Below are 17,532 nucleotides of genomic sequence, written 5' to 3' on the forward strand. Positions count from 1 at the left end.
GAGCCGTGCAGGAGACCGACATGAACCAGGCGCCCAGAATCAACTTCGCGGTGACGCCTCTGCTGCGCATCGCCTACGAAGAGCACGGCCCCGCCAGCGGCGCCCCAGTGATCCTGCTGCACGGGTTCCCTTACGACCCCAGGGCCTTTGATGAAGTCGCACCGGCCCTGGCCCAGCGCGGCTATTGGGTCATCGTGCCGTACCTGCGCGGCTACGGCCCGACCCGGTTCAATAACCCGAGCATCCTGCGTTCCGGCCAGCAAGCGGCGCTGGCCCAGGATCTGCTGGACCTGATGCAGGCACTCGCCATTCCCCAAGCAGCGTTGTGCGGCTACGACTGGGGCGGGCGGGCCGCGTGCATCGTGGCGGCGCTGTGGCCCGAACGGGTTCGCTGCCTGGTGACCGGCGATGGCTATAACGTGCAGGACATTCCCCGATCGACTCAGCCGCTGGACCCTGAGACCGAGCACAGATTGTGGTACCAGTATTACTTCCACAGCGCCCGGGGCGTCGAGGGCCTGACGCAGAACCGGCGCGAACTGTGCCAGTTGCTCTGGCGCCTGTGGTCACCGACCTGGACACGCGGCACAGCGCTGTATCCCCTCAGTGCCCCGTCCTTCGACAACCCGGATTTCGTCGAGGTGGTGATTCATTCCTACCGTCATCGCTTCATGTACGCACCCGGCGACCCGACGCTGGAGTGGATGGAGGAACGACTGACCGCGCAACCGGCCATCAGCGTGCCGAGCATCTCCCTGTGCGGTGCCGATGACGGCGTTGGACCTGCACCTGAGTTCGACGAAGACGCCGAACATTTCAGCGGTGTCTACGAGCGTCGAGTGCTCGCCGGTGTCGGCCACAACATTCCCCAGGAAGCCCCCCAGGCCACGCTCAGGGCATTGCTGGATCTGCTTGAGGGCTGACCGCGAAACGCTCGCGATACGCCTGGGGCGTCACACCCATGGCCCGCAGGAAGCTGCGGCGCAGGGTTTCTTCGCTGCCAAAGCCGCATTGCACCGCGACCCGCTTGATCGGCAGCGCTGTGTCGGCCAGCAGCCGGCGCGCGGTCTCCACACGAATCAGCTCAACCGCCCGCGCTGGCGTCTGGCCGGTGTCGGCGCGGTAGTGACGCACGAAACTGCGCTCGCTCATCCCCGCCTCTGCCGCCAGATTCGGCAAGCCCAGGTCCTGGGTGAGGTTTTCCGCGATCCAGGCGTGCAGATCATCAAAACGACTGCCCTGATTCTGCAGTGACAAGGTCACGCTGAACTGCGATTGACCGCCCGGGCGCTTGAGGAACACCACCAGTTGCCGGGCGACTTCCAGGGCGATGGCGCGACCCAAATCGTCCTCCACCAGGGCCAACGCCAGGTCGATGCCGGCCGTAACGCCCGCCGAAGTCCAGACCGGGCCGTCGTTGATAAAAATCGGGTTGGGTTCGACCCGCAGTTGCGGGTGCTGCCTGGCCAGTTGTTCGCAACGGGTCCAGTGCGTGACCACTCGGCGTCCGTCCAACCAACCGCTGGCGGCCAGCAGGAACGCCCCGGTGCACACCGACGCCACGCGCCGCGAGCGCAGACCATGGTCCCTGACCCAGGCCACCAGCGCCGTGTCCTGCGCCGCCTCGTACACTCCCCAACCGCCGGCGATGAGCAATGTGTCGCTACCCTCGCTCGGCAGCGGCTCGGCCATAAGCGCGAGCCCCGCCGACGACATCACCGCCCCGCCACCGGCAGCAATCACGGTGGGGGCGTAAGGCAACGGCAAGCCTTGCTGGCGTGCCAGGTCGTTGGCCGAAGCAAAAACCTGCAAGGGCCCGGTGACATCTAGCACCTGCACGTTGGCAAAGGCCAGTACATGAACGGTTTTCGGTGGATTTGGCATATTGGCGTAATTCGTGGGCTTATAGGCGTATACGCCAGAGCCTACGGGCCTAAAGTTAAACCGTCCACCCCCTCAGGCATCACTTCAGGAGAAAGCGCCATGGCGTTGCAGATCGGTTTTCTGTTATTCCCCCAGGTTCAACAACTGGACCTCACCGGCCCTTATGACGTGCTCGCCTCGCTGCCAGACGTGAAGGTGCACCTGATCTGGAAAGACCTGGCCCCAGTCACCGCCAGCACCGGGCTGGTACTCCTACCGACCACCACGTTCGAGAAGTGCCCCAAGCTCGATGTGATCTGCATCCCAGGCGGCAGCGGCGTCGGGCCGTTGATGGAAGATGAGCAGACCTTGGCGTTCATCAAGCAACAGGCGGCCCACGCGCAGTACATCACCTCCGTGTGCACCGGTTCGCTGGTGCTTGGCGCGGCGGGTTTATTGCAGGGTAAACGGGCCACCACCCATTGGGCTTATCACAGTCTGCTGCAAACCTTGGGCGCCACACCGGTCAAGGACCGTGTGGTACGCGACGGCAACCTGTTCACCGGTGGCGGCATCACCGCCGGGATAGATTTTGCCTTGACCCTGGCGGCCGAACTGTTCGACCAGAACACCGCCGAGCTGGTCCAGCTACAGCTTGAATACGCCCCTGCCCCGCCGTTCACCGCCGGCGGCCCGGACACTGCGCCGTCCCAAGTGCTGGCAGAAGCCAACCGACGCGCAGCAGAGTCGTTTCGGGTGCGCTCGCAGATTACTCAACGGGCAGCGGCACGATTGGCATTGCAATAACGATCAACGCCAATCAGGCCCTCAAAAAAAAAGTGGTGAGGGGTTTTATCCCCTCACCACACAAGACATGAAGAATCTCCTGCCGCATCGATTCAATTCAGAACGGGCTGGCCGTCGGGCGCACCACCAGTTCGCTGACGTCCACATCGTCCGGCTGTTCAATGGCGTAGGCAATCGCCCGGGCAATCGCCTCGGCGGGAATGGCGATCCGGCGAAACTCGCGCATCTCGGCGCGCCCGCCTTCATCGGAAATGCTTTCGGCCAACTCCGACTCGGTTACGCCAGGGGAAATCACCGTCACCCGCACGTCACCACCGACCTCCTGGCGCAACCCCTCGGAAATCGCCCGCACGGCGAACTTGGTGGCGCAGTACACCGCCGCCGTCGGACTGACCGTGTAGGCACCAATGGAAGCAATGTTGATGAACTGGCCACTGCGCTGGCGTTGCATCAAAGGCAAACCAGCGGCGATGCCGTGGAGTACGCCGCGAATGTTGACGTCGATCATGCGATCCCACTCGTCAACTTTCAGCGCCTCGAGTTTGGAGAGCGGCATGACCCCGGCGTTGTTGACGATCACATCGACCTTGCCGAATCGCTCGACAGCGAAGTCGATCAGGCTCTGCACATCATCACGGCGCGTCACGTCCACGGCTTTGCAAGCAGCCTGCTGGCCGTCGGCTTCAAGTTCCTGCACCAGCGCCTGCAAGCGATCGACGCGTCGCGCACCCAGCACCACTCGTGCGCCCCGGGCAGCCAGCAACCGTGCGGCGGCTTCGCCAATACCGCTGCTGGCGCCGGTGATCACCACAACTTTGTTTTGAATAGCGGACATGATGGTTTCCTCGTCTGGATGTATGGCCCCCCGATGGGAGCGTTTTGACAGGTCCAGATTAGGGAGCAGATCCGTGTCTGGGTTAGCCGGATCCTCCTGCGCCCTTGCACGATCCTGTAGCGATAAAACCGCCTCTGGTCGCCGGACGCACAATCGGCTTTACTAGCGCGGTCCACCCATTTGGCCAGGGAGATAGATCGGCATGTCGGTATCCACGTCCATACACGTAACGCCTGAGGACGGCGTCAACCAGCGCCGCACCGAACTGGCGGAACTGATGAAGCGCTTCGCCCCGGAATTCGGCGTTCATCCCACCGCCATCGAGACCTTGCACCTGATCCGTAGCGACCAGCCCACCGAAGCCCTGCACACGATCCACAAGCCCGGTTTGTGCGTGATCGTCCAGGGGCGCAAAGAGGTTCGGCTGGCGGATGAATGCTACGTCTATGATTCGCTCAACTACCTGGTGGTCTCGGTCACCCTGCCGTTGGCGGGTCAGGTGATCGAAGCCAGCCCCGAACGCCCCTACCTGTGCATTCGCCTGGATATCGACCCGGCGCAGATCTGCCGTCTGATCGCCGACGCAAGCCCCATTGGGGTACCGGCCCAACGGACCGATCGAGGACTATTCCTGGACCGCATCGACGCGCCGCTGCTCGATGCGGTGTTGCGTTTGCTGCGGCTGCTGGAGAGTCCGGACGATATCGCCACGCTCGCGCCCTTGGCCCAACAGGAAATTTTCTACCGCCTGCTACGGGGTGCCCAGGGCCAGCGCTTGCACGAAATTGCCATCCCCGACACGCAAACCCACCGTATCAGTCGCGCAATCGAGTGGCTCAACACCCATTATGCCGAGCCGCTGAGCATCGATAGCCTGGCACAAATGATCAATCTCAGCCCTTCGGCATTGCACCATCGCTTCAAAGCCGTGACCGCCATGAGCCCGCTGCAATACCAGAAACAGCTGCGCCTGCAGGAAGCCCGACGGCTGCTGCTGGCGGAGAACAGCGACGTTTCGTCAATCGGCTACAAAATGGGCTATGAAAGCCCCTCGCAGTTCAGCCGCGAATACAGCCGTCTATTCGGGGCCTCGCCGAGCAAGGACATCGCCCGGCTACGTGCCGAGGCCTTGCAGATGAGTCGCGCCTGATCCTTCACACAAACAGGATCAGGCAAACCAAGGGCAGTATCCGTCTAACGGCGTCCCCCTCCTCGCCCCTACTCTGAACCCATGCAGCAAGACTACCGTCCGGGCTGCAACGGGTTCAGCAGATCGCGACATCTGAACGACCCGGCACTCAACCCCTTTTGATATGACCGGAGTCATCGCCATGAAAACTTTCAGTTCCTTGATCGCCGTTACCACTTTCGTCCTGAGCGTCAGCGCCTTTGCCCTGCCCAGCCAGCAGCAGGACCGTTTCTTTACGCAAACGCTCGGATATCAGCAGCCTGTGGCCGCTGATGGTTCGGACCGCACGCCTGGGCAGACTCTTGCCGCTGATGGTTCGGACCGCACGCCTGGGCAGACTCTTGCCGCTGATGGCTCGGACCGCACACCTGGGCAGGCACTTGCCGCTGATGGTTCGGACCGCACCATGGCGCAACGCCTGGCTTGATAGGTCGGCTTTTCTGCAGACGAAAAAAAACCCGCCGAGGCGGGTTTTTCCAAGACCATCACGACTCCCTGTCGATAGCCATCCTTGCAAGGTCGATCGTCCCTGATCCTGAAGCACTCCCTGTGCTTCAGTGGTTGAGTACAGAATACGCATCGGATCCAAAGCGCAACAGACGATATAGCAACTATGGCGTGTAAGACATTCGCTATAGCAGCCCTTCCGTAAACCCTTAGAGTGCTCAAACACTGAGGATCAGGCCTTGGCCAGGAATGCTTCGATATTAGCCATCTGCTCGTCCCAACCACGGCTGTCCATACGAAAAGCCTTAAGCCGACGTGCCTCCGGGATACCGTTAAAGCCCGACTCCACCACTTTGAGCAAGGTGCCGCCATCCATGTCTTCAAGTTCGAACTGAACCCTCGTTTCGGGTTCCTGAGAGTAGTCCACCTGCGGTTCAATGGCGTACGGATGCCAGCGAAACGAAAAAACCCGCTCCGGCTCGACCCGCTCTACCGCAACGTCCCAGATAAGGTGTTCATAACCAGGATAGGTGATCTGCCCCTGGGTACGCTCGCCCGCGACAAATCGTCTGCCCTCAAGCGCGACGCCGAACCATTGACCGAAGGCTTCGGCATTGGCCAAGGCCCGCCAGACCTGAGAGCGCGGCGCCTTGAGCAGAATTTTTCTTTCGATGCGATCAGATGAATGCATGAGTCACCTCCTGTGTTCAACACTAGGCCTGTAAGACCACGAGGCCAACCAGAAAGTTGTATCGACCCAGCGTTTGGGTACACTCCTTCGGCATTTAGAAATCCCATCAAGGAGAGATCGACCATGTTCCCACGCTTGTTTCTGGGCCTGACGCCGCTGCTTTTTATCAGTATTGTCCAAGCCGATGACTGCGCCAATGCTAGCACCCAGGGAGCAATGAACCAGTGCGCAGCCCAAGAGAACAAAGCCGCTGACGACGAGCTGAACAGTCTGTACAAGCAGATCACTGCACGCCTTAAAGATGACCCGCAGGCCAAGCAGCTACTGGTCAAGGCACAGCGGGCCTGGATCAGCTTCCGTGACGCCGAATGCAATTTTTCTGCCTCCGGAGTCGAAGGGGGTAGCGTCTATCCGCTGGTCCACAGCAATTGCACCACAGCCGTAACCAAGGCCCGGGTCGAGACGTTCAAGACCTACCTCAAGTGCGAAGAAGGTGATCTGAGCTGCCCGGTCCCAGGGGCTTAATCATTGATGCAAAAAAAGGATGACCTCTTCAGGTGATCCTTTTTTTTCGGCACAAAAACAAAACCCCTACCTGCATCAGCAGATAGGGGTTTCGGAATTTAATCTTGACGATGACCTACTCTCACATGGGGAAACCCCACACTACCATCGGCGATGCATCGTTTCACTGCTGAGTTCGGGATGGGATCAGGTGGTTCCAATGCTCTATGGTCGTCAAGAAATTCGGTAGCCAGCGCGTGCCTTGCGGTCACGTTCCAGCGAATGGGTATGCGATAGATTTGTGTGTTGTGCGAACTTTCGGTTCATAGCGTCTTCACACACCGCAATCTGGTGCCCTGTATCGGGTCAGCAAATTGCTTGGGTGTTATATGGTCAAGCCTCACGGGCAATTAGTATGGGTTAGCTCAACGCCTCACAGCGCTTACACACCCCACCTATCAACGTCGTAGTCTTCGACGGCCCTTCAGGGGACTCAAGGTCCCAGTGAGATCTCATCTTGAGGCAAGTTTCCCGCTTAGATGCTTTCAGCGGTTATCTTTTCCGAACATAGCTACCCGGCAATGCCACTGGCGTGACAACCGGAACACCAGAGGTTCGTCCACTCCGGTCCTCTCGTACTAGGAGCAGCCCCTCTCAAATCTCAAACGTCCACGGCAGATAGGGACCGAACTGTCTCACGACGTTCTAAACCCAGCTCGCGTACCACTTTAAATGGCGAACAGCCATACCCTTGGGACCGGCTTCAGCCCCAGGATGTGATGAGCCGACATCGAGGTGCCAAACACCGCCGTCGATATGAACTCTTGGGCGGTATCAGCCTGTTATCCCCGGAGTACCTTTTATCCGTTGAGCGATGGCCCTTCCATACAGAACCACCGGATCACTAAGACCTACTTTCGTACCTGCTCGACGTGTCTGTCTCGCAGTCAAGCGCGCTTTTGCCTTTATACTCTACGACCGATTTCCGACCGGTCTGAGCGCACCTTCGTACTCCTCCGTTACTCTTTAGGAGGAGACCGCCCCAGTCAAACTACCCACCATACACTGTCCTCGATCCGGATAACGGACCTGAGTTAGAACCTCAAAGTTGCCAGGGTGGTATTTCAAGGATGGCTCCACGCGAACTGGCGTCCACGCTTCAAAGCCTCCCACCTATCCTACACAAGCAAATTCAAAGTCCAGTGCAAAGCTATAGTAAAGGTTCACGGGGTCTTTCCGTCTAGCCGCGGATACACTGCATCTTCACAGCGATTTCAATTTCACTGAGTCTCGGGTGGAGACAGCGCCGCCATCGTTACGCCATTCGTGCAGGTCGGAACTTACCCGACAAGGAATTTCGCTACCTTAGGACCGTTATAGTTACGGCCGCCGTTTACCGGGGCTTCGATCAAGAGCTTCGCGTTAGCTAACCCCATCAATTAACCTTCCGGCACCGGGCAGGCGTCACACCCTATACGTCCACTTTCGTGTTTGCAGAGTGCTGTGTTTTTAATAAACAGTCGCAGCGGCCTGGTATCTTCGACCGGCGTGGGCTTACGCAGCAAGTGCTTCACCCTCACCGGCGCACCTTCTCCCGAAGTTACGGTGCCATTTTGCCTAGTTCCTTCACCCGAGTTCTCTCAAGCGCCTTGGTATTCTCTACCCAACCACCTGTGTCGGTTTGGGGTACGGTTCCTGGTTACCTGAAGCTTAGAAGCTTTTCTTGGAAGCATGGCATCAACCACTTCGTCACCCAAAGGGTAACTCGTCATCAGCTCTCGGCCTTAAGATCCCGGATTTACCTAAGATCTCAGCCTACCACCTTAAACTTGGACAACCAACGCCAAGCTGGCCTAGCCTTCTCCGTCCCTCCATCGCAATAACCAGAAGTACAGGAATATTAACCTGTTTTCCATCGACTACGCTTTTCAGCCTCGCCTTAGGGACCGACTAACCCTGCGTCGATTAACGTTGCGCAGGAAACCTTGGTCTTTCGGCGTGGGTGTTTTTCACACCCATTGTCGTTACTCATGTCAGCATTCGCACTTCTGATACCTCCAGCAAGCTTCTCAACTTACCTTCACAGGCTTACAGAACGCTCCTCTACCGCATCACCTAAGTGATACCCGTAGCTTCGGTGTATGGTTTGAGCCCCGTTACATCTTCCGCGCAGGCCGACTCGACTAGTGAGCTATTACGCTTTCTTTAAAGGGTGGCTGCTTCTAAGCCAACCTCCTAGCTGTCTAAGCCTTCCCACATCGTTTCCCACTTAACCATAACTTTGGGACCTTAGCTGACGGTCTGGGTTGTTTCCCTTTTCACGACGGACGTTAGCACCCGCCGTGTGTCTCCCATGCTCGGCACTTGTAGGTATTCGGAGTTTGCATCGGTTTGGTAAGTCGGGATGACCCCCTAGCCGAAACAGTGCTCTACCCCCTACAGTGATACATGAGGCGCTACCTAAATAGCTTTCGAGGAGAACCAGCTATCTCCGAGCTTGATTAGCCTTTCACTCCGATCCACAGGTCATCCGCTAACTTTTCAACGGTAGTCGGTTCGGTCCTCCAGTCAGTGTTACCTAACCTTCAACCTGCCCATGGATAGATCGCCCGGTTTCGGGTCTATTCCCAGCGACTAGACGCCCTATTAAGACTCGCTTTCGCTACGCCTCCCCTATTCGGTTAAGCTCGCCACTGAAAATAAGTCGCTGACCCATTATACAAAAGGTACGCAGTCACCCAACAAAGTGGGCTCCCACTGCTTGTACGCATACGGTTTCAGGATCTATTTCACTCCCCTCTCCGGGGTTCTTTTCGCCTTTCCCTCACGGTACTAGTTCACTATCGGTCAGTCAGTAGTATTTAGCCTTGGAGGATGGTCCCCCATATTCAGACAAAGTTTCTCGTGCTCCGTCCTACTCGATTTCATGACTAAGAGATTTTCGCGTACAGGGCTATCACCCACTATGGCCGCACTTTCCAGAGCGTTCCGCTAATCTCAAAGCCACTTAAGGGCTAGTCCCCGTTCGCTCGCCACTACTAAGGGAATCTCGGTTGATTTCTTTTCCTCAGGGTACTTAGATGTTTCAGTTCCCCTGGTTCGCCTCTTGCACCTATGTATTCAGTACAAGATAACCATCTTATGATGGCTGGGTTCCCCCATTCAGACATCTCCGGATCAAAGTCTGTTTGCCGACTCCCCGAAGCTTTTCGCAGGCTACCACGTCTTTCATCGCCTCTGACTGCCAAGGCATCCACCGTATGCGCTTCTTCACTTGACCATATAACCCCAAGCAATCTGGTTATACTGTGAAGACGACATTCGCCGAAAATTCGCATGCTCTAAGAGCAACTCACAAATTTTACCTTAGCCTGATCCGTTACCAGTGAAAGTAACGTTCAGTCTATCTTTCTATCACATACCCAAATTTTTAAAGAACGATCTAATCAAAAGACTAGAAATCAACATTCAGCACCGTCTTGGTGGAATGCTCATTTCTAAGCTTTCAGAAGCAGTTTATGGTGGAGCCAAGCGGGATCGAACCGCTGACCTCCTGCGTGCAAGGCAGGCGCTCTCCCAGCTGAGCTATGGCCCCATAACAAAATTGGTGGGTCTGGGCAGATTCGAACTGCCGACCTCACCCTTATCAGGGGTGCGCTCTAACCAACTGAGCTACAGACCCAATTTCGAGCGCGTAACTGTTAGCGTTGAGCTATCAGCTTGGAGCTTAAAGCTGCTTCTATCGTCTTCTTCAATGAATCAAGCAATTCGTGTGGGAGCTCATGGAGCAGCTGCGGTCGTCGATTAAGGAGGTGATCCAGCCGCAGGTTCCCCTACGGCTACCTTGTTACGACTTCACCCCAGTCATGAATCACACCGTGGTAACCGTCCCCCCGAAGGTTAGACTAGCTACTTCTGGTGCAACCCACTCCCATGGTGTGACGGGCGGTGTGTACAAGGCCCGGGAACGTATTCACCGCGACATTCTGATTCGCGATTACTAGCGATTCCGACTTCACGCAGTCGAGTTGCAGACTGCGATCCGGACTACGATCGGTTTTGTGGGATTAGCTCCACCTCGCGGCTTGGCAACCCTCTGTACCGACCATTGTAGCACGTGTGTAGCCCAGGCCGTAAGGGCCATGATGACTTGACGTCATCCCCACCTTCCTCCGGTTTGTCACCGGCAGTCTCCTTAGAGTGCCCACCATGACGTGCTGGTAACTAAGGACAAGGGTTGCGCTCGTTACGGGACTTAACCCAACATCTCACGACACGAGCTGACGACAGCCATGCAGCACCTGTCTCAATGTTCCCGAAGGCACCAATCCATCTCTGGAAAGTTCATTGGATGTCAAGGCCTGGTAAGGTTCTTCGCGTTGCTTCGAATTAAACCACATGCTCCACCGCTTGTGCGGGCCCCCGTCAATTCATTTGAGTTTTAACCTTGCGGCCGTACTCCCCAGGCGGTCAACTTAATGCGTTAGCTGCGCCACTAAGAGCTCAAGGCTCCCAACGGCTAGTTGACATCGTTTACGGCGTGGACTACCAGGGTATCTAATCCTGTTTGCTCCCCACGCTTTCGCACCTCAGTGTCAGTATCAGTCCAGGTGGTCGCCTTCGCCACTGGTGTTCCTTCCTATATCTACGCATTTCACCGCTACACAGGAAATTCCACCACCCTCTACCATACTCTAGCTCGACAGTTTTGAATGCAGTTCCCAGGTTGAGCCCGGGGATTTCACATCCAACTTAACGAACCACCTACGCGCGCTTTACGCCCAGTAATTCCGATTAACGCTTGCACCCTCTGTATTACCGCGGCTGCTGGCACAGAGTTAGCCGGTGCTTATTCTGTCGGTAACGTCAAAACACTAACGTATTAGGTTAATGCCCTTCCTCCCAACTTAAAGTGCTTTACAATCCGAAGACCTTCTTCACACACGCGGCATGGCTGGATCAGGCTTTCGCCCATTGTCCAATATTCCCCACTGCTGCCTCCCGTAGGAGTCTGGACCGTGTCTCAGTTCCAGTGTGACTGATCATCCTCTCAGACCAGTTACGGATCGTCGCCTTGGTGAGCCATTACCTCACCAACTAGCTAATCCGACCTAGGCTCATCTGATAGCGCAAGGCCCGAAGGTCCCCTGCTTTCTCCCGTAGGACGTATGCGGTATTAGCGTCCGTTTCCGAGCGTTATCCCCCACTACCAGGCAGATTCCTAGGCTTTACTCACCCGTCCGCCGCTCTCAAGAGGTGCAAGCACCTCTCTACCGCTCGACTTGCATGTGTTAGGCCTGCCGCCAGCGTTCAATCTGAGCCATGATCAAACTCTTCAGTTCAAACATCTTTGGGTTTTGAGAAAACCCTAAACTTGGCTCAGCAATCGTTGGTTACATCTTTGATTTCTCGCGGAGCAACTTGTGATGCTGATAATCTGTTGACTAGCAGTCTGACTCCACAAGCACCCACACGAATTGCTTGATTCAGTTGTTAAAGAGCGGTGGGTTGAGCCTTTCGTCTCAACCGAGGCGCGCATTCTACAGCGCCCAGCGTATCTGTCAAGCGGTTATTTTAAGAAGTTTTCAAAGTTTCCTCTGCAACTTCAACCACTTGCGCTTCCGATCTCTCGTTAGCGGGAGGCGAATTCTACAGCGTTACTCGCTGCTGTCAACACCTCTTTTTGACGCTTTCGATCGAGAAGATCGAATCGTTAACGGAGCCAGAAAAACCGCCCCACCAACTGCTTCCCAAGCTTCGATGACCTGAAGCCCTGCGCTGTCTAAAATCGTTTAACTCATTGAAACTCAAGGAGTTTTCCGTTTCGACTGCGCCGGAAGTGGGGCGAATTATAGACGTCCAGAATTTGCCGTCAACCCTTAATTTGATTTTTCTATCCAGCCAGAAGCACCTCGCTGAAATCCTCCTTATATATAGACGGAATCGCTGCGATTGCGCAGTATATTGCGCACACCAGCCTTCCCCCCGCTTTTATCTTGGACGACGCTTAGCAATGACTCTCCCACATCGCAGCCTGGCAACCACTCTTTACCCGGTCGCCCTTCTATTGATTGCCATGGCATCCATCCAGTCGGGAGCTTCACTTGCCAAAAGCATGTTCCCGGTTGTGGGCGCACAAGGCACCACGACGCTGCGGCTTATCTTTGCCAGCCTCATCATGCTGTTGCTGCTGCGGCCATGGCGCGCCAAACTCTCAGCTCAATCCCTGCGCACCGTGATCGTTTATGGGATGGCGTTGGGCGGCATGAACTTTCTTTTCTATATGTCGCTGCAAACGGTTCCGCTGGGAATTGCCGTGGCACTGGAATTTACCGGCCCTCTGGCGGTTGCCATTTACGCTTCGCGGCGAGCCATCGATTTTCTCTGGATTGCCCTGGCGATCACCGGCCTGCTTCTATTGATACCCACTGGAGCCACCAGCAGCGGTATCGACCTGGTCGGTGCCGGTTATGCCCTGGGTGCGGGATTCTGCTGGGCACTGTACATCCTGTTTGGCCAGAAGGCTGGCGCGGACAACGGCGTGCAAACCGCCGCACTGGGGGTCATGATCGCGGCCCTCTTCGTCGCGCCTATCGGTATCGTCCACGCAGGGGCCGCATTACTGACGCCGAGCCTGATTCCGATCGCCATTGGCGTCGCCATTCTGTCCACTGCCCTGCCCTACACGCTGGAGATGATCTCCCTCACACGGATGCCAGCCCGTACTTTCGGCACACTCATGAGCATAGAACCTGCCTTCGGTGCGCTCTCAGGACTGGTGTTTCTTCAGGAGTACTTATCCCTGGCTCAATGGGCCGCCATTGGCTGCATCATCCTGGCGTCAGTCGGCGCAACGCTGACGATGGGTAGCGCCGCGAAGCCCGCCATCGCGGTTGATTGAGGCAGGATTTAACGAAGCTCTGGTATTTACCGCACATTTAGGCCATGTTTAGCCCGTAACCTAATGTCAGACATGGAATTTTCATACAGGACGTCACGAACGCTTAAAGCAAAAGCGAACACAATCGCAAGCAGACATAAGATCCGCGGCGGTGATAAGGACGGGAATGAAGCGAATTTTGATATTGATCGTTGTGCTTGCAATTGCGGGCTGCGCAGCGACAACAAAGACTGAAGTCAAACGCGGTAAAAAGGGTTTGCACATCAACTGCTCCGGCTTGTCCTCGTCCTGGGAACAATGCGCCGCCAGCGCCGCCAATTCATGCGCCCCCAAAGGTTACAGGGTGATCGCAAAGTCGGGCGACGCTGTCGAGGAGCCGGGGGATTATCCTTTCGGACTCAACCCCGCCGGCTATACCAGTCGCAGCATGATCGTCATCTGTAAATAGGCAGCGGGTCAGTCGGGTCGCTGCTGGGCTATTCGACGACTGATCTCATCATGACTGGACTTGAGGACATCACGCTGGACCTCTGGCGTGGCCAGCATGCGGGCGACAACCAACGCGCCCACGCATTGCGACAGAATGACCCAAGACAGGCTTTCGCTTCCCAATATCCGCGCCCAGCTTTCATGCAAACGACAGATCCATGTTTGCGCCGCCTCCCTCACCTGCACATCGGACCGCGCGATCTCAGCGCCCAGCACCGGCAGCGCACACCCCGCCTCCGGCTGTTCGACGTGGCTCATGCTCAGGTACTGCTTGAGACATCGCTCCAGTTTCTGTGAGTCCAGAACCTTCTCACCACTCAAGCGCTCCAGGCTTTGCGCCAACTCTCGCTCGACGATCGCCTTGAAAAGCTCATCCTTGGATGAGAAGTGACTGTAGAACGCCCCGCCGCTCAAGCCGATCGCCTTCATCAGGCCATCGACACCGACAGTGGAAAACCCCGATTTCTTGGCGGACATGGCACTGCTGGCGAGCAGTTTCTCTCGGGTCTCCAATTTGTGATTGGCTGAATAACGCATATATCTGGCCTCTGATTGCCCACCTTGACGCTTGCCGGATCTTAGCATAACGTCCGTTTAGCTAACGATCGTTTACCAATGAGGCTAATCATGAATAACAAGAAGGTCGTACTGGTTGTTGGCGCAGGCGATGCCACCGGTGGCGCAATAGCCAAACGTTTTGCGCAGGAAGGTTTCGTGGCCTGTGTTACCCGCCGCAGCGCTGACAAACTCGCGCCATTGGTCGATTCAATTCGGGCTCAGGGCGGTGATGCGCATGGTTTTGCCTGTGACGCGCGCAAGGAAGACGAGGTGGTCGCGCTGATCGAGCAAATCGAAAGCCAGATCGGTCCGATTGAAGCCTTTGTATTCAACATCGGCGCCAACGTGCCCTGCAGCATCCTTGAAGAGACCGCGCGCAAATATTTCAAGATTTGGGAGATGGCCTGTTTTTCCGGTTTCCTCAATGCTCGGGAAGTGGCCAAACGCATGGCCTCGCGCCAGCGCGGGACGATTCTGTTCACCGGCGCCACAGCAGGACTGCGCGGGGCTTCAGGGTTCGCCGCCTTCGCAGGGGCCAAACATGGCATACGCGCATTGGCCCAAAGCATGGCCCGTGAACTGGGGCCGATGAATATTCATGTAGCCCATGTGGTGGTGGATGGCGCCATCGACACCGACTTCATCCGCGATAACTTTCCGGAAAAATATGCAACCAAGGATGCGGACGGCATTCTCAACCCCGAACACATCGCCGACAACTATTGGTATCTGCACGCCCAACCCCGCGACGCTTGGACCTTCGAGCTGGACCTGCGGCCCTGGAGCGAACGCTGGTAAACCGCCCCCCCTCACAATAACAAGAGCGCAGATACCATGAGCAAATCCGTGGAGTTTTTCTTCGACCTCGGCAGCCCGACCACCTACCTGGCCTATACCCAACTACCGACCCTGTGCGCGCAAACCAACAGTCAGTTGATCTACCGTCCGATGCTGCTTGGTGGCGTCTTCAAAGCGACCGGCAATGCGTCACCGGTTACCGTGCCGGCCAAGGGGCCTTATCTATTCAAGGATTTGAATCGCTTCGCCAACCTCTACGGCGTTGACTTCAAGCTCAATCCGCACTTCCCGATCAATACGCTGTTACTGATGCGCGCCGTGACCGGCATGCAACTGCACCATCCCGAACGATTCGAGGCCTTCATCGATTGCCTGTTTCGCGCCCTGTGGGTGGACGGCCGCAACCTCAACGACCCGGCAACAGTCGCGGAGGTGTTGAGCCAAGGCCATTTTGATCCCGATCATGTGCTGGCCCTGACGAGCAACGAGCAGGTCAAGGAAGCACTCAAGATCACCACCGAAGAAGCGATTAAACGGGGCGTGTTCGGCGCCCCGAGCATGTTCGTCGGCGACGAGCTGTTCTTCGGCCAGGATCGGCTGGACTTCGTCCGTGAAGCCCTGGGCTGATGCCTTACATCAGATCGCCTGCGTCCGCGTGTTCAGCCATTGCAGCGCGTCGCCTTCCAGCAACGGGCTCAATCGACGCTGAACCTCGGCATGGTAGGCGTTGAACCAGTCTTTTTCGTCCTGGGTCAGCAAGGACGGCTCCAGGCAGCGCGTGTCGATCGGGCACAGGGTCAGGGTTTCGAACTCGAGGAAGTCGCCGAACTCGCTGCTCCCCGCCTCGCGATTCAACACCAGGTTCTCGATGCGTACCCCCCAACGGCCCGGACGATAAGTGCCCGGTTCGATAGAGGTGATCATGCCCGCCTGCATCGCTGTTTGCGGCGCGGCGGCGGCCTGATAGGCAATCACCTGCGGGCCTTCATGAACGTTGAGAAAGTAACCGACGCCGTGACCAGTGCCATGACCGTAGTCCACCTGCTCGGCCCAGATCGGCGCGCGAGCGATGGCGTCCAGCAAGGGCGACAGAATGCCCCGTGGAAATTTGGCGCGAGACAAGGCAATCACGCCCTTGAGCACGCGAGTGCAATCCCGCTTCTGCTCCACGGTAGGCGTTCCGACTGGCACCATACGGGTGATATCGGTGGTACCACCCAGGTATTGGCCGCCAGAATCGATCAGCAGCAAGCCATCGCCCTCGATGACCGCGTGGGCTTGCTCCGTGGCGTGGTAATGGGGCATCGCGCCGTTGGCGTTGAACGCGGCAATGGTATTGAAGCTCAGTGAGACAAATTCCGGCCGGCGTGTACGGGCGGCGGTCAGGTGCTCATCGATGGTCAGTTCGGTAATGCGCTCGCGACCCCAGGCGCTTTCCAGCCAGGCAAAGAACTCGCAAAGCGCCGCACCGTCCTGCTCCATGGCCCGACGAATGTGCTCGGCGTCGGCCAGGCTTTTGCGAGACTTGGCCAGCGTCGTAGGGTTGAGTCCCTCGACCAGCTTCACGCCACTGTCCAGATTATCCAGCAAACCGACCGTGACCCGCGCCGGATCGATCTGCAGGCTCGCGCCACTGGGCACCTCCCGCAATGCGGCCGCCGCTTCGCTGTAATCACGCAGGGTCACGCCGTCCTGTTCAAGAACGGCACGCAGCGACGCATCGACCTTATCCAGGGCCACGAACAGCGTTGCCTGTTGCTGGCTGATCAAGGCAAAGGAAACGAATACCGGGTTGAACGACACATCCGCACCGCGCAAGTTGAACAGCCAGGCGATGTCATCCAGCGTGGCGATGAAATGCCACTGGGCACCGCGCTCCTTGAGGGTTTCCCGCAGCTTGGCGAGTTTCTCGACCCGGCTGACGGTCGCCTGCGGCGGCAGATGGGCATAAACCGGTTGGCTCGGCAGGCTTGGGCGGTCGCTCCAGGCCTCCTTGAGCAGATCCATGTCGGTGCGCAACCGCGCCCCGCGTGCCTCAAGCTTGTCGCTCAGGGTCCGGGCCGAGGCCACAGCCATGACCGCGCCATCAACCGCCACCGCTGCGCCTTCAGGCGTCTGTTCGGCCAGCCAATCCAGCGGGCCAGCCTGACCGGGAATGAGCTTGACCAGTTCAATACCGCTGCCTTCAAGCTCCTTGGTGGCCTGCTCCCAATAACGGCTATCCGCCCAGACGCCCGCGAAGTCCGCCGTGACGATCAGAGTCCCAACCGAGCCATGAAACCCCGACAGCCATTGCCGTCCTTGCCAATAGCCCGGCAGGTATTCCGACAGATGCGGGTCAGCCGATGGCACCAGCAATGCGTGAATGCCTTCGCGATTCATCAATTGGCGGATTCGGGCCAGGCGCTGGGGAACCAGTCCATGGGTCAAAGGCTCGGTACTCATCGTTT

The 17,532-nt window shown here is 57.4% G+C and carries 14 protein-coding genes, 2 tRNA genes and 3 rRNA genes; 9 read left to right on the forward strand and 10 right to left on the reverse strand.

All coding sequences use genetic code 11. From position 1 onward, the window contains the following. Window positions 1-20: 20 nt before the first annotated feature. Window positions 21-923, forward strand: coding sequence for an alpha/beta fold hydrolase (locus GKKCFE_RS17015; protein WP_139049519.1), 903 nt, complete (start codon window positions 21-23; stop codon window positions 921-923). Here GKKCFE_RS17015 and GKKCFE_RS17020 read toward each other — a convergent pair. Continuing rightward, a complete protein-coding gene (locus GKKCFE_RS17020; RefSeq protein WP_188251395.1) occupies window positions 892-1,884 on the reverse strand; it encodes a GlxA family transcriptional regulator in 993 nt (330 codons plus the stop codon). The two genes, GKKCFE_RS17015 and GKKCFE_RS17020, sit on opposite strands and share 32 nt — an antisense overlap. Before the next feature lie 99 nt (window positions 1,885-1,983). Here GKKCFE_RS17020 and inhA point away from each other — a divergent pair, with 99 nt between their 5' ends. Further along, window positions 1,984-2,670 carry an isonitrile hydratase gene (gene inhA / locus GKKCFE_RS17025; RefSeq protein ID WP_445576879.1) on the forward strand — a complete coding sequence of 229 codons (687 nt, stop codon included), beginning with the start codon at window positions 1,984-1,986 and terminating at the stop codon, window positions 2,668-2,670. 97 nt (window positions 2,671-2,767) lie between these two features. Here the strand turns inward: inhA and GKKCFE_RS17030 are convergent, their stop codons facing one another. Continuing rightward, window positions 2,768-3,505, reverse strand: coding sequence for an SDR family oxidoreductase (locus tag GKKCFE_RS17030; protein WP_047230449.1), 738 nt, complete (start codon window positions 3,503-3,505; stop codon window positions 2,768-2,770). A 202-nt stretch (window positions 3,506-3,707) separates the two neighbouring features. Between GKKCFE_RS17030 and GKKCFE_RS17035 the strand changes: the two genes are divergently transcribed. Then, entirely contained in the window at window positions 3,708-4,655 is a 948-nt protein-coding gene (locus GKKCFE_RS17035) for an AraC family transcriptional regulator (protein ID WP_047230448.1), read from the forward strand. Between the two features lie 181 nt (window positions 4,656-4,836). Further along, the gene (locus GKKCFE_RS17040; protein WP_445576880.1) at window positions 4,837-5,121 is read left to right on the forward strand and encodes a hypothetical protein; all 285 of its coding nucleotides are present in this window, start codon (window positions 4,837-4,839) and stop codon (window positions 5,119-5,121) included. Between the two features lie 252 nt (window positions 5,122-5,373). Here GKKCFE_RS17040 and GKKCFE_RS17045 read toward each other — a convergent pair whose 3' ends face one another. Then, window positions 5,374-5,832 carry an SRPBCC family protein gene (locus tag GKKCFE_RS17045; RefSeq protein ID WP_047230567.1) on the reverse strand — a complete coding sequence of 153 codons (459 nt, stop codon included), beginning with the start codon at window positions 5,830-5,832 and terminating at the stop codon, window positions 5,374-5,376. Window positions 5,833-5,955: 123 nt separating this feature from the next. Here GKKCFE_RS17045 and GKKCFE_RS17050 point away from each other — a divergent pair, with 123 nt between their 5' ends. Beyond that, window positions 5,956-6,357 (forward strand): lysozyme inhibitor LprI family protein, encoded by a 402-nt coding sequence (locus GKKCFE_RS17050; RefSeq protein ID WP_188251399.1) that lies wholly within the window; start codon window positions 5,956-5,958, stop codon window positions 6,355-6,357. A 102-nt stretch (window positions 6,358-6,459) separates the two neighbouring features. Here GKKCFE_RS17050 and rrf read toward each other — a convergent pair. The 5 genes from rrf to GKKCFE_RS17075 form a co-directional block, all read right to left on the reverse strand. Beyond that, window positions 6,460-6,575: ribosomal RNA gene (gene rrf, locus GKKCFE_RS17055) — 5S ribosomal RNA — on the reverse strand. A 150-nt stretch (window positions 6,576-6,725) separates the two neighbouring features. Continuing rightward, window positions 6,726-9,616: ribosomal RNA gene (locus GKKCFE_RS17060) — 23S ribosomal RNA — on the reverse strand. A gap of 239 nt (window positions 9,617-9,855) precedes the next feature. Further along, a tRNA-Ala gene (locus GKKCFE_RS17065) sits at window positions 9,856-9,931 on the reverse strand. 10 nt (window positions 9,932-9,941) lie between these two features. Next, a tRNA-Ile gene (locus tag GKKCFE_RS17070) sits at window positions 9,942-10,018 on the reverse strand. A 123-nt stretch (window positions 10,019-10,141) separates the two neighbouring features. Further along, window positions 10,142-11,678: ribosomal RNA gene (locus tag GKKCFE_RS17075) — 16S ribosomal RNA — on the reverse strand. The 16S, 23S and 5S rRNA genes sit together here with 2 tRNA genes alongside, the layout of an rRNA operon. A 671-nt stretch (window positions 11,679-12,349) precedes the next feature. On the opposite strand from GKKCFE_RS17075, the gene rhtA reads away from it, so the two are divergent. Together rhtA and GKKCFE_RS17085 are read left to right on the forward strand one after the other, a co-directional pair. Beyond that, on the forward strand, window positions 12,350-13,237 hold the full coding sequence (rhtA, locus tag GKKCFE_RS17080; RefSeq protein ID WP_076383873.1) for a threonine/homoserine exporter RhtA: 888 nt from the start codon (window positions 12,350-12,352) through the stop codon (window positions 13,235-13,237). Between the two features lie 166 nt (window positions 13,238-13,403). Beyond that, the gene (locus tag GKKCFE_RS17085; protein ID WP_047228298.1) at window positions 13,404-13,685 is read left to right on the forward strand and encodes a hypothetical protein; all 282 of its coding nucleotides are present in this window, start codon (window positions 13,404-13,406) and stop codon (window positions 13,683-13,685) included. Window positions 13,686-13,693: 8 nt separating this feature from the next. Here GKKCFE_RS17085 and GKKCFE_RS17090 read toward each other — a convergent pair whose 3' ends face one another. Beyond that, window positions 13,694-14,263, reverse strand: coding sequence for a TetR/AcrR family transcriptional regulator (locus GKKCFE_RS17090; protein WP_339491202.1), 570 nt, complete (start codon window positions 14,261-14,263; stop codon window positions 13,694-13,696). Between the two features lie 90 nt (window positions 14,264-14,353). Between GKKCFE_RS17090 and GKKCFE_RS17095 the strand changes: the two genes are divergently transcribed. Both GKKCFE_RS17095 and GKKCFE_RS17100 read left to right on the forward strand, forming a co-directional pair. Further along, window positions 14,354-15,082 carry an SDR family oxidoreductase gene (locus GKKCFE_RS17095; protein ID WP_047228296.1) on the forward strand — a complete coding sequence of 243 codons (729 nt, stop codon included), beginning with the start codon at window positions 14,354-14,356 and terminating at the stop codon, window positions 15,080-15,082. Window positions 15,083-15,118: 36 nt separating this feature from the next. Further along, window positions 15,119-15,709 carry a 2-hydroxychromene-2-carboxylate isomerase gene (locus GKKCFE_RS17100; RefSeq protein WP_445576881.1) on the forward strand — a complete coding sequence of 197 codons (591 nt, stop codon included), beginning with the start codon at window positions 15,119-15,121 and terminating at the stop codon, window positions 15,707-15,709. Between the two features lie 9 nt (window positions 15,710-15,718). On the opposite strand, the gene GKKCFE_RS17105 is transcribed toward GKKCFE_RS17100, so the two are convergent. Continuing rightward, on the reverse strand, window positions 15,719-17,527 hold the full coding sequence (locus GKKCFE_RS17105; RefSeq protein WP_139049506.1) for an aminopeptidase P family protein: 1,809 nt from the start codon (window positions 17,525-17,527) through the stop codon (window positions 15,719-15,721). Between the last annotated feature and the right edge of the window lie 5 nt (window positions 17,528-17,532).

The organism is Pseudomonas sp. E141, from assembly GCF_052659885.1.

Excerpts from the sequence above, each read along its gene's own strand:
- GKKCFE_RS17015 (WP_139049519.1), top strand. The coding sequence starts at position 21 with ATGAACCAGGCGCCCAGAATCAACTTCGCGGTGACGCCTCTGCTGCGC.
- GKKCFE_RS17020 (WP_188251395.1), bottom strand. The coding sequence starts at position 1,884 with ATGCCAAATCCACCGAAAACCGTTCATGTACTGGCCTTTGCCAACGTG.
- inhA (WP_445576879.1), top strand. The coding sequence starts at position 1,984 with ATGGCGTTGCAGATCGGTTTTCTGTTATTCCCCCAGGTTCAACAACTG.
- GKKCFE_RS17030 (WP_047230449.1), bottom strand. The coding sequence starts at position 3,505 with ATGTCCGCTATTCAAAACAAAGTTGTGGTGATCACCGGCGCCAGCAGC.
- GKKCFE_RS17035 (WP_047230448.1), top strand. The coding sequence starts at position 3,708 with ATGTCGGTATCCACGTCCATACACGTAACGCCTGAGGACGGCGTCAAC.
- GKKCFE_RS17040 (WP_445576880.1), top strand. The coding sequence starts at position 4,837 with ATGAAAACTTTCAGTTCCTTGATCGCCGTTACCACTTTCGTCCTGAGC.
- GKKCFE_RS17045 (WP_047230567.1), bottom strand. The coding sequence starts at position 5,832 with ATGCATTCATCTGATCGCATCGAAAGAAAAATTCTGCTCAAGGCGCCG.
- GKKCFE_RS17050 (WP_188251399.1), top strand. The coding sequence starts at position 5,956 with ATGTTCCCACGCTTGTTTCTGGGCCTGACGCCGCTGCTTTTTATCAGT.
- rhtA (WP_076383873.1), top strand. The coding sequence starts at position 12,350 with ATGACTCTCCCACATCGCAGCCTGGCAACCACTCTTTACCCGGTCGCC.
- GKKCFE_RS17085 (WP_047228298.1), top strand. The coding sequence starts at position 13,404 with ATGAAGCGAATTTTGATATTGATCGTTGTGCTTGCAATTGCGGGCTGC.
- GKKCFE_RS17090 (WP_339491202.1), bottom strand. The coding sequence starts at position 14,263 with ATGCGTTATTCAGCCAATCACAAATTGGAGACCCGAGAGAAACTGCTC.
- GKKCFE_RS17095 (WP_047228296.1), top strand. The coding sequence starts at position 14,354 with ATGAATAACAAGAAGGTCGTACTGGTTGTTGGCGCAGGCGATGCCACC.
- GKKCFE_RS17100 (WP_445576881.1), top strand. The coding sequence starts at position 15,119 with ATGAGCAAATCCGTGGAGTTTTTCTTCGACCTCGGCAGCCCGACCACC.
- GKKCFE_RS17105 (WP_139049506.1), bottom strand. The coding sequence starts at position 17,527 with ATGAGTACCGAGCCTTTGACCCATGGACTGGTTCCCCAGCGCCTGGCC.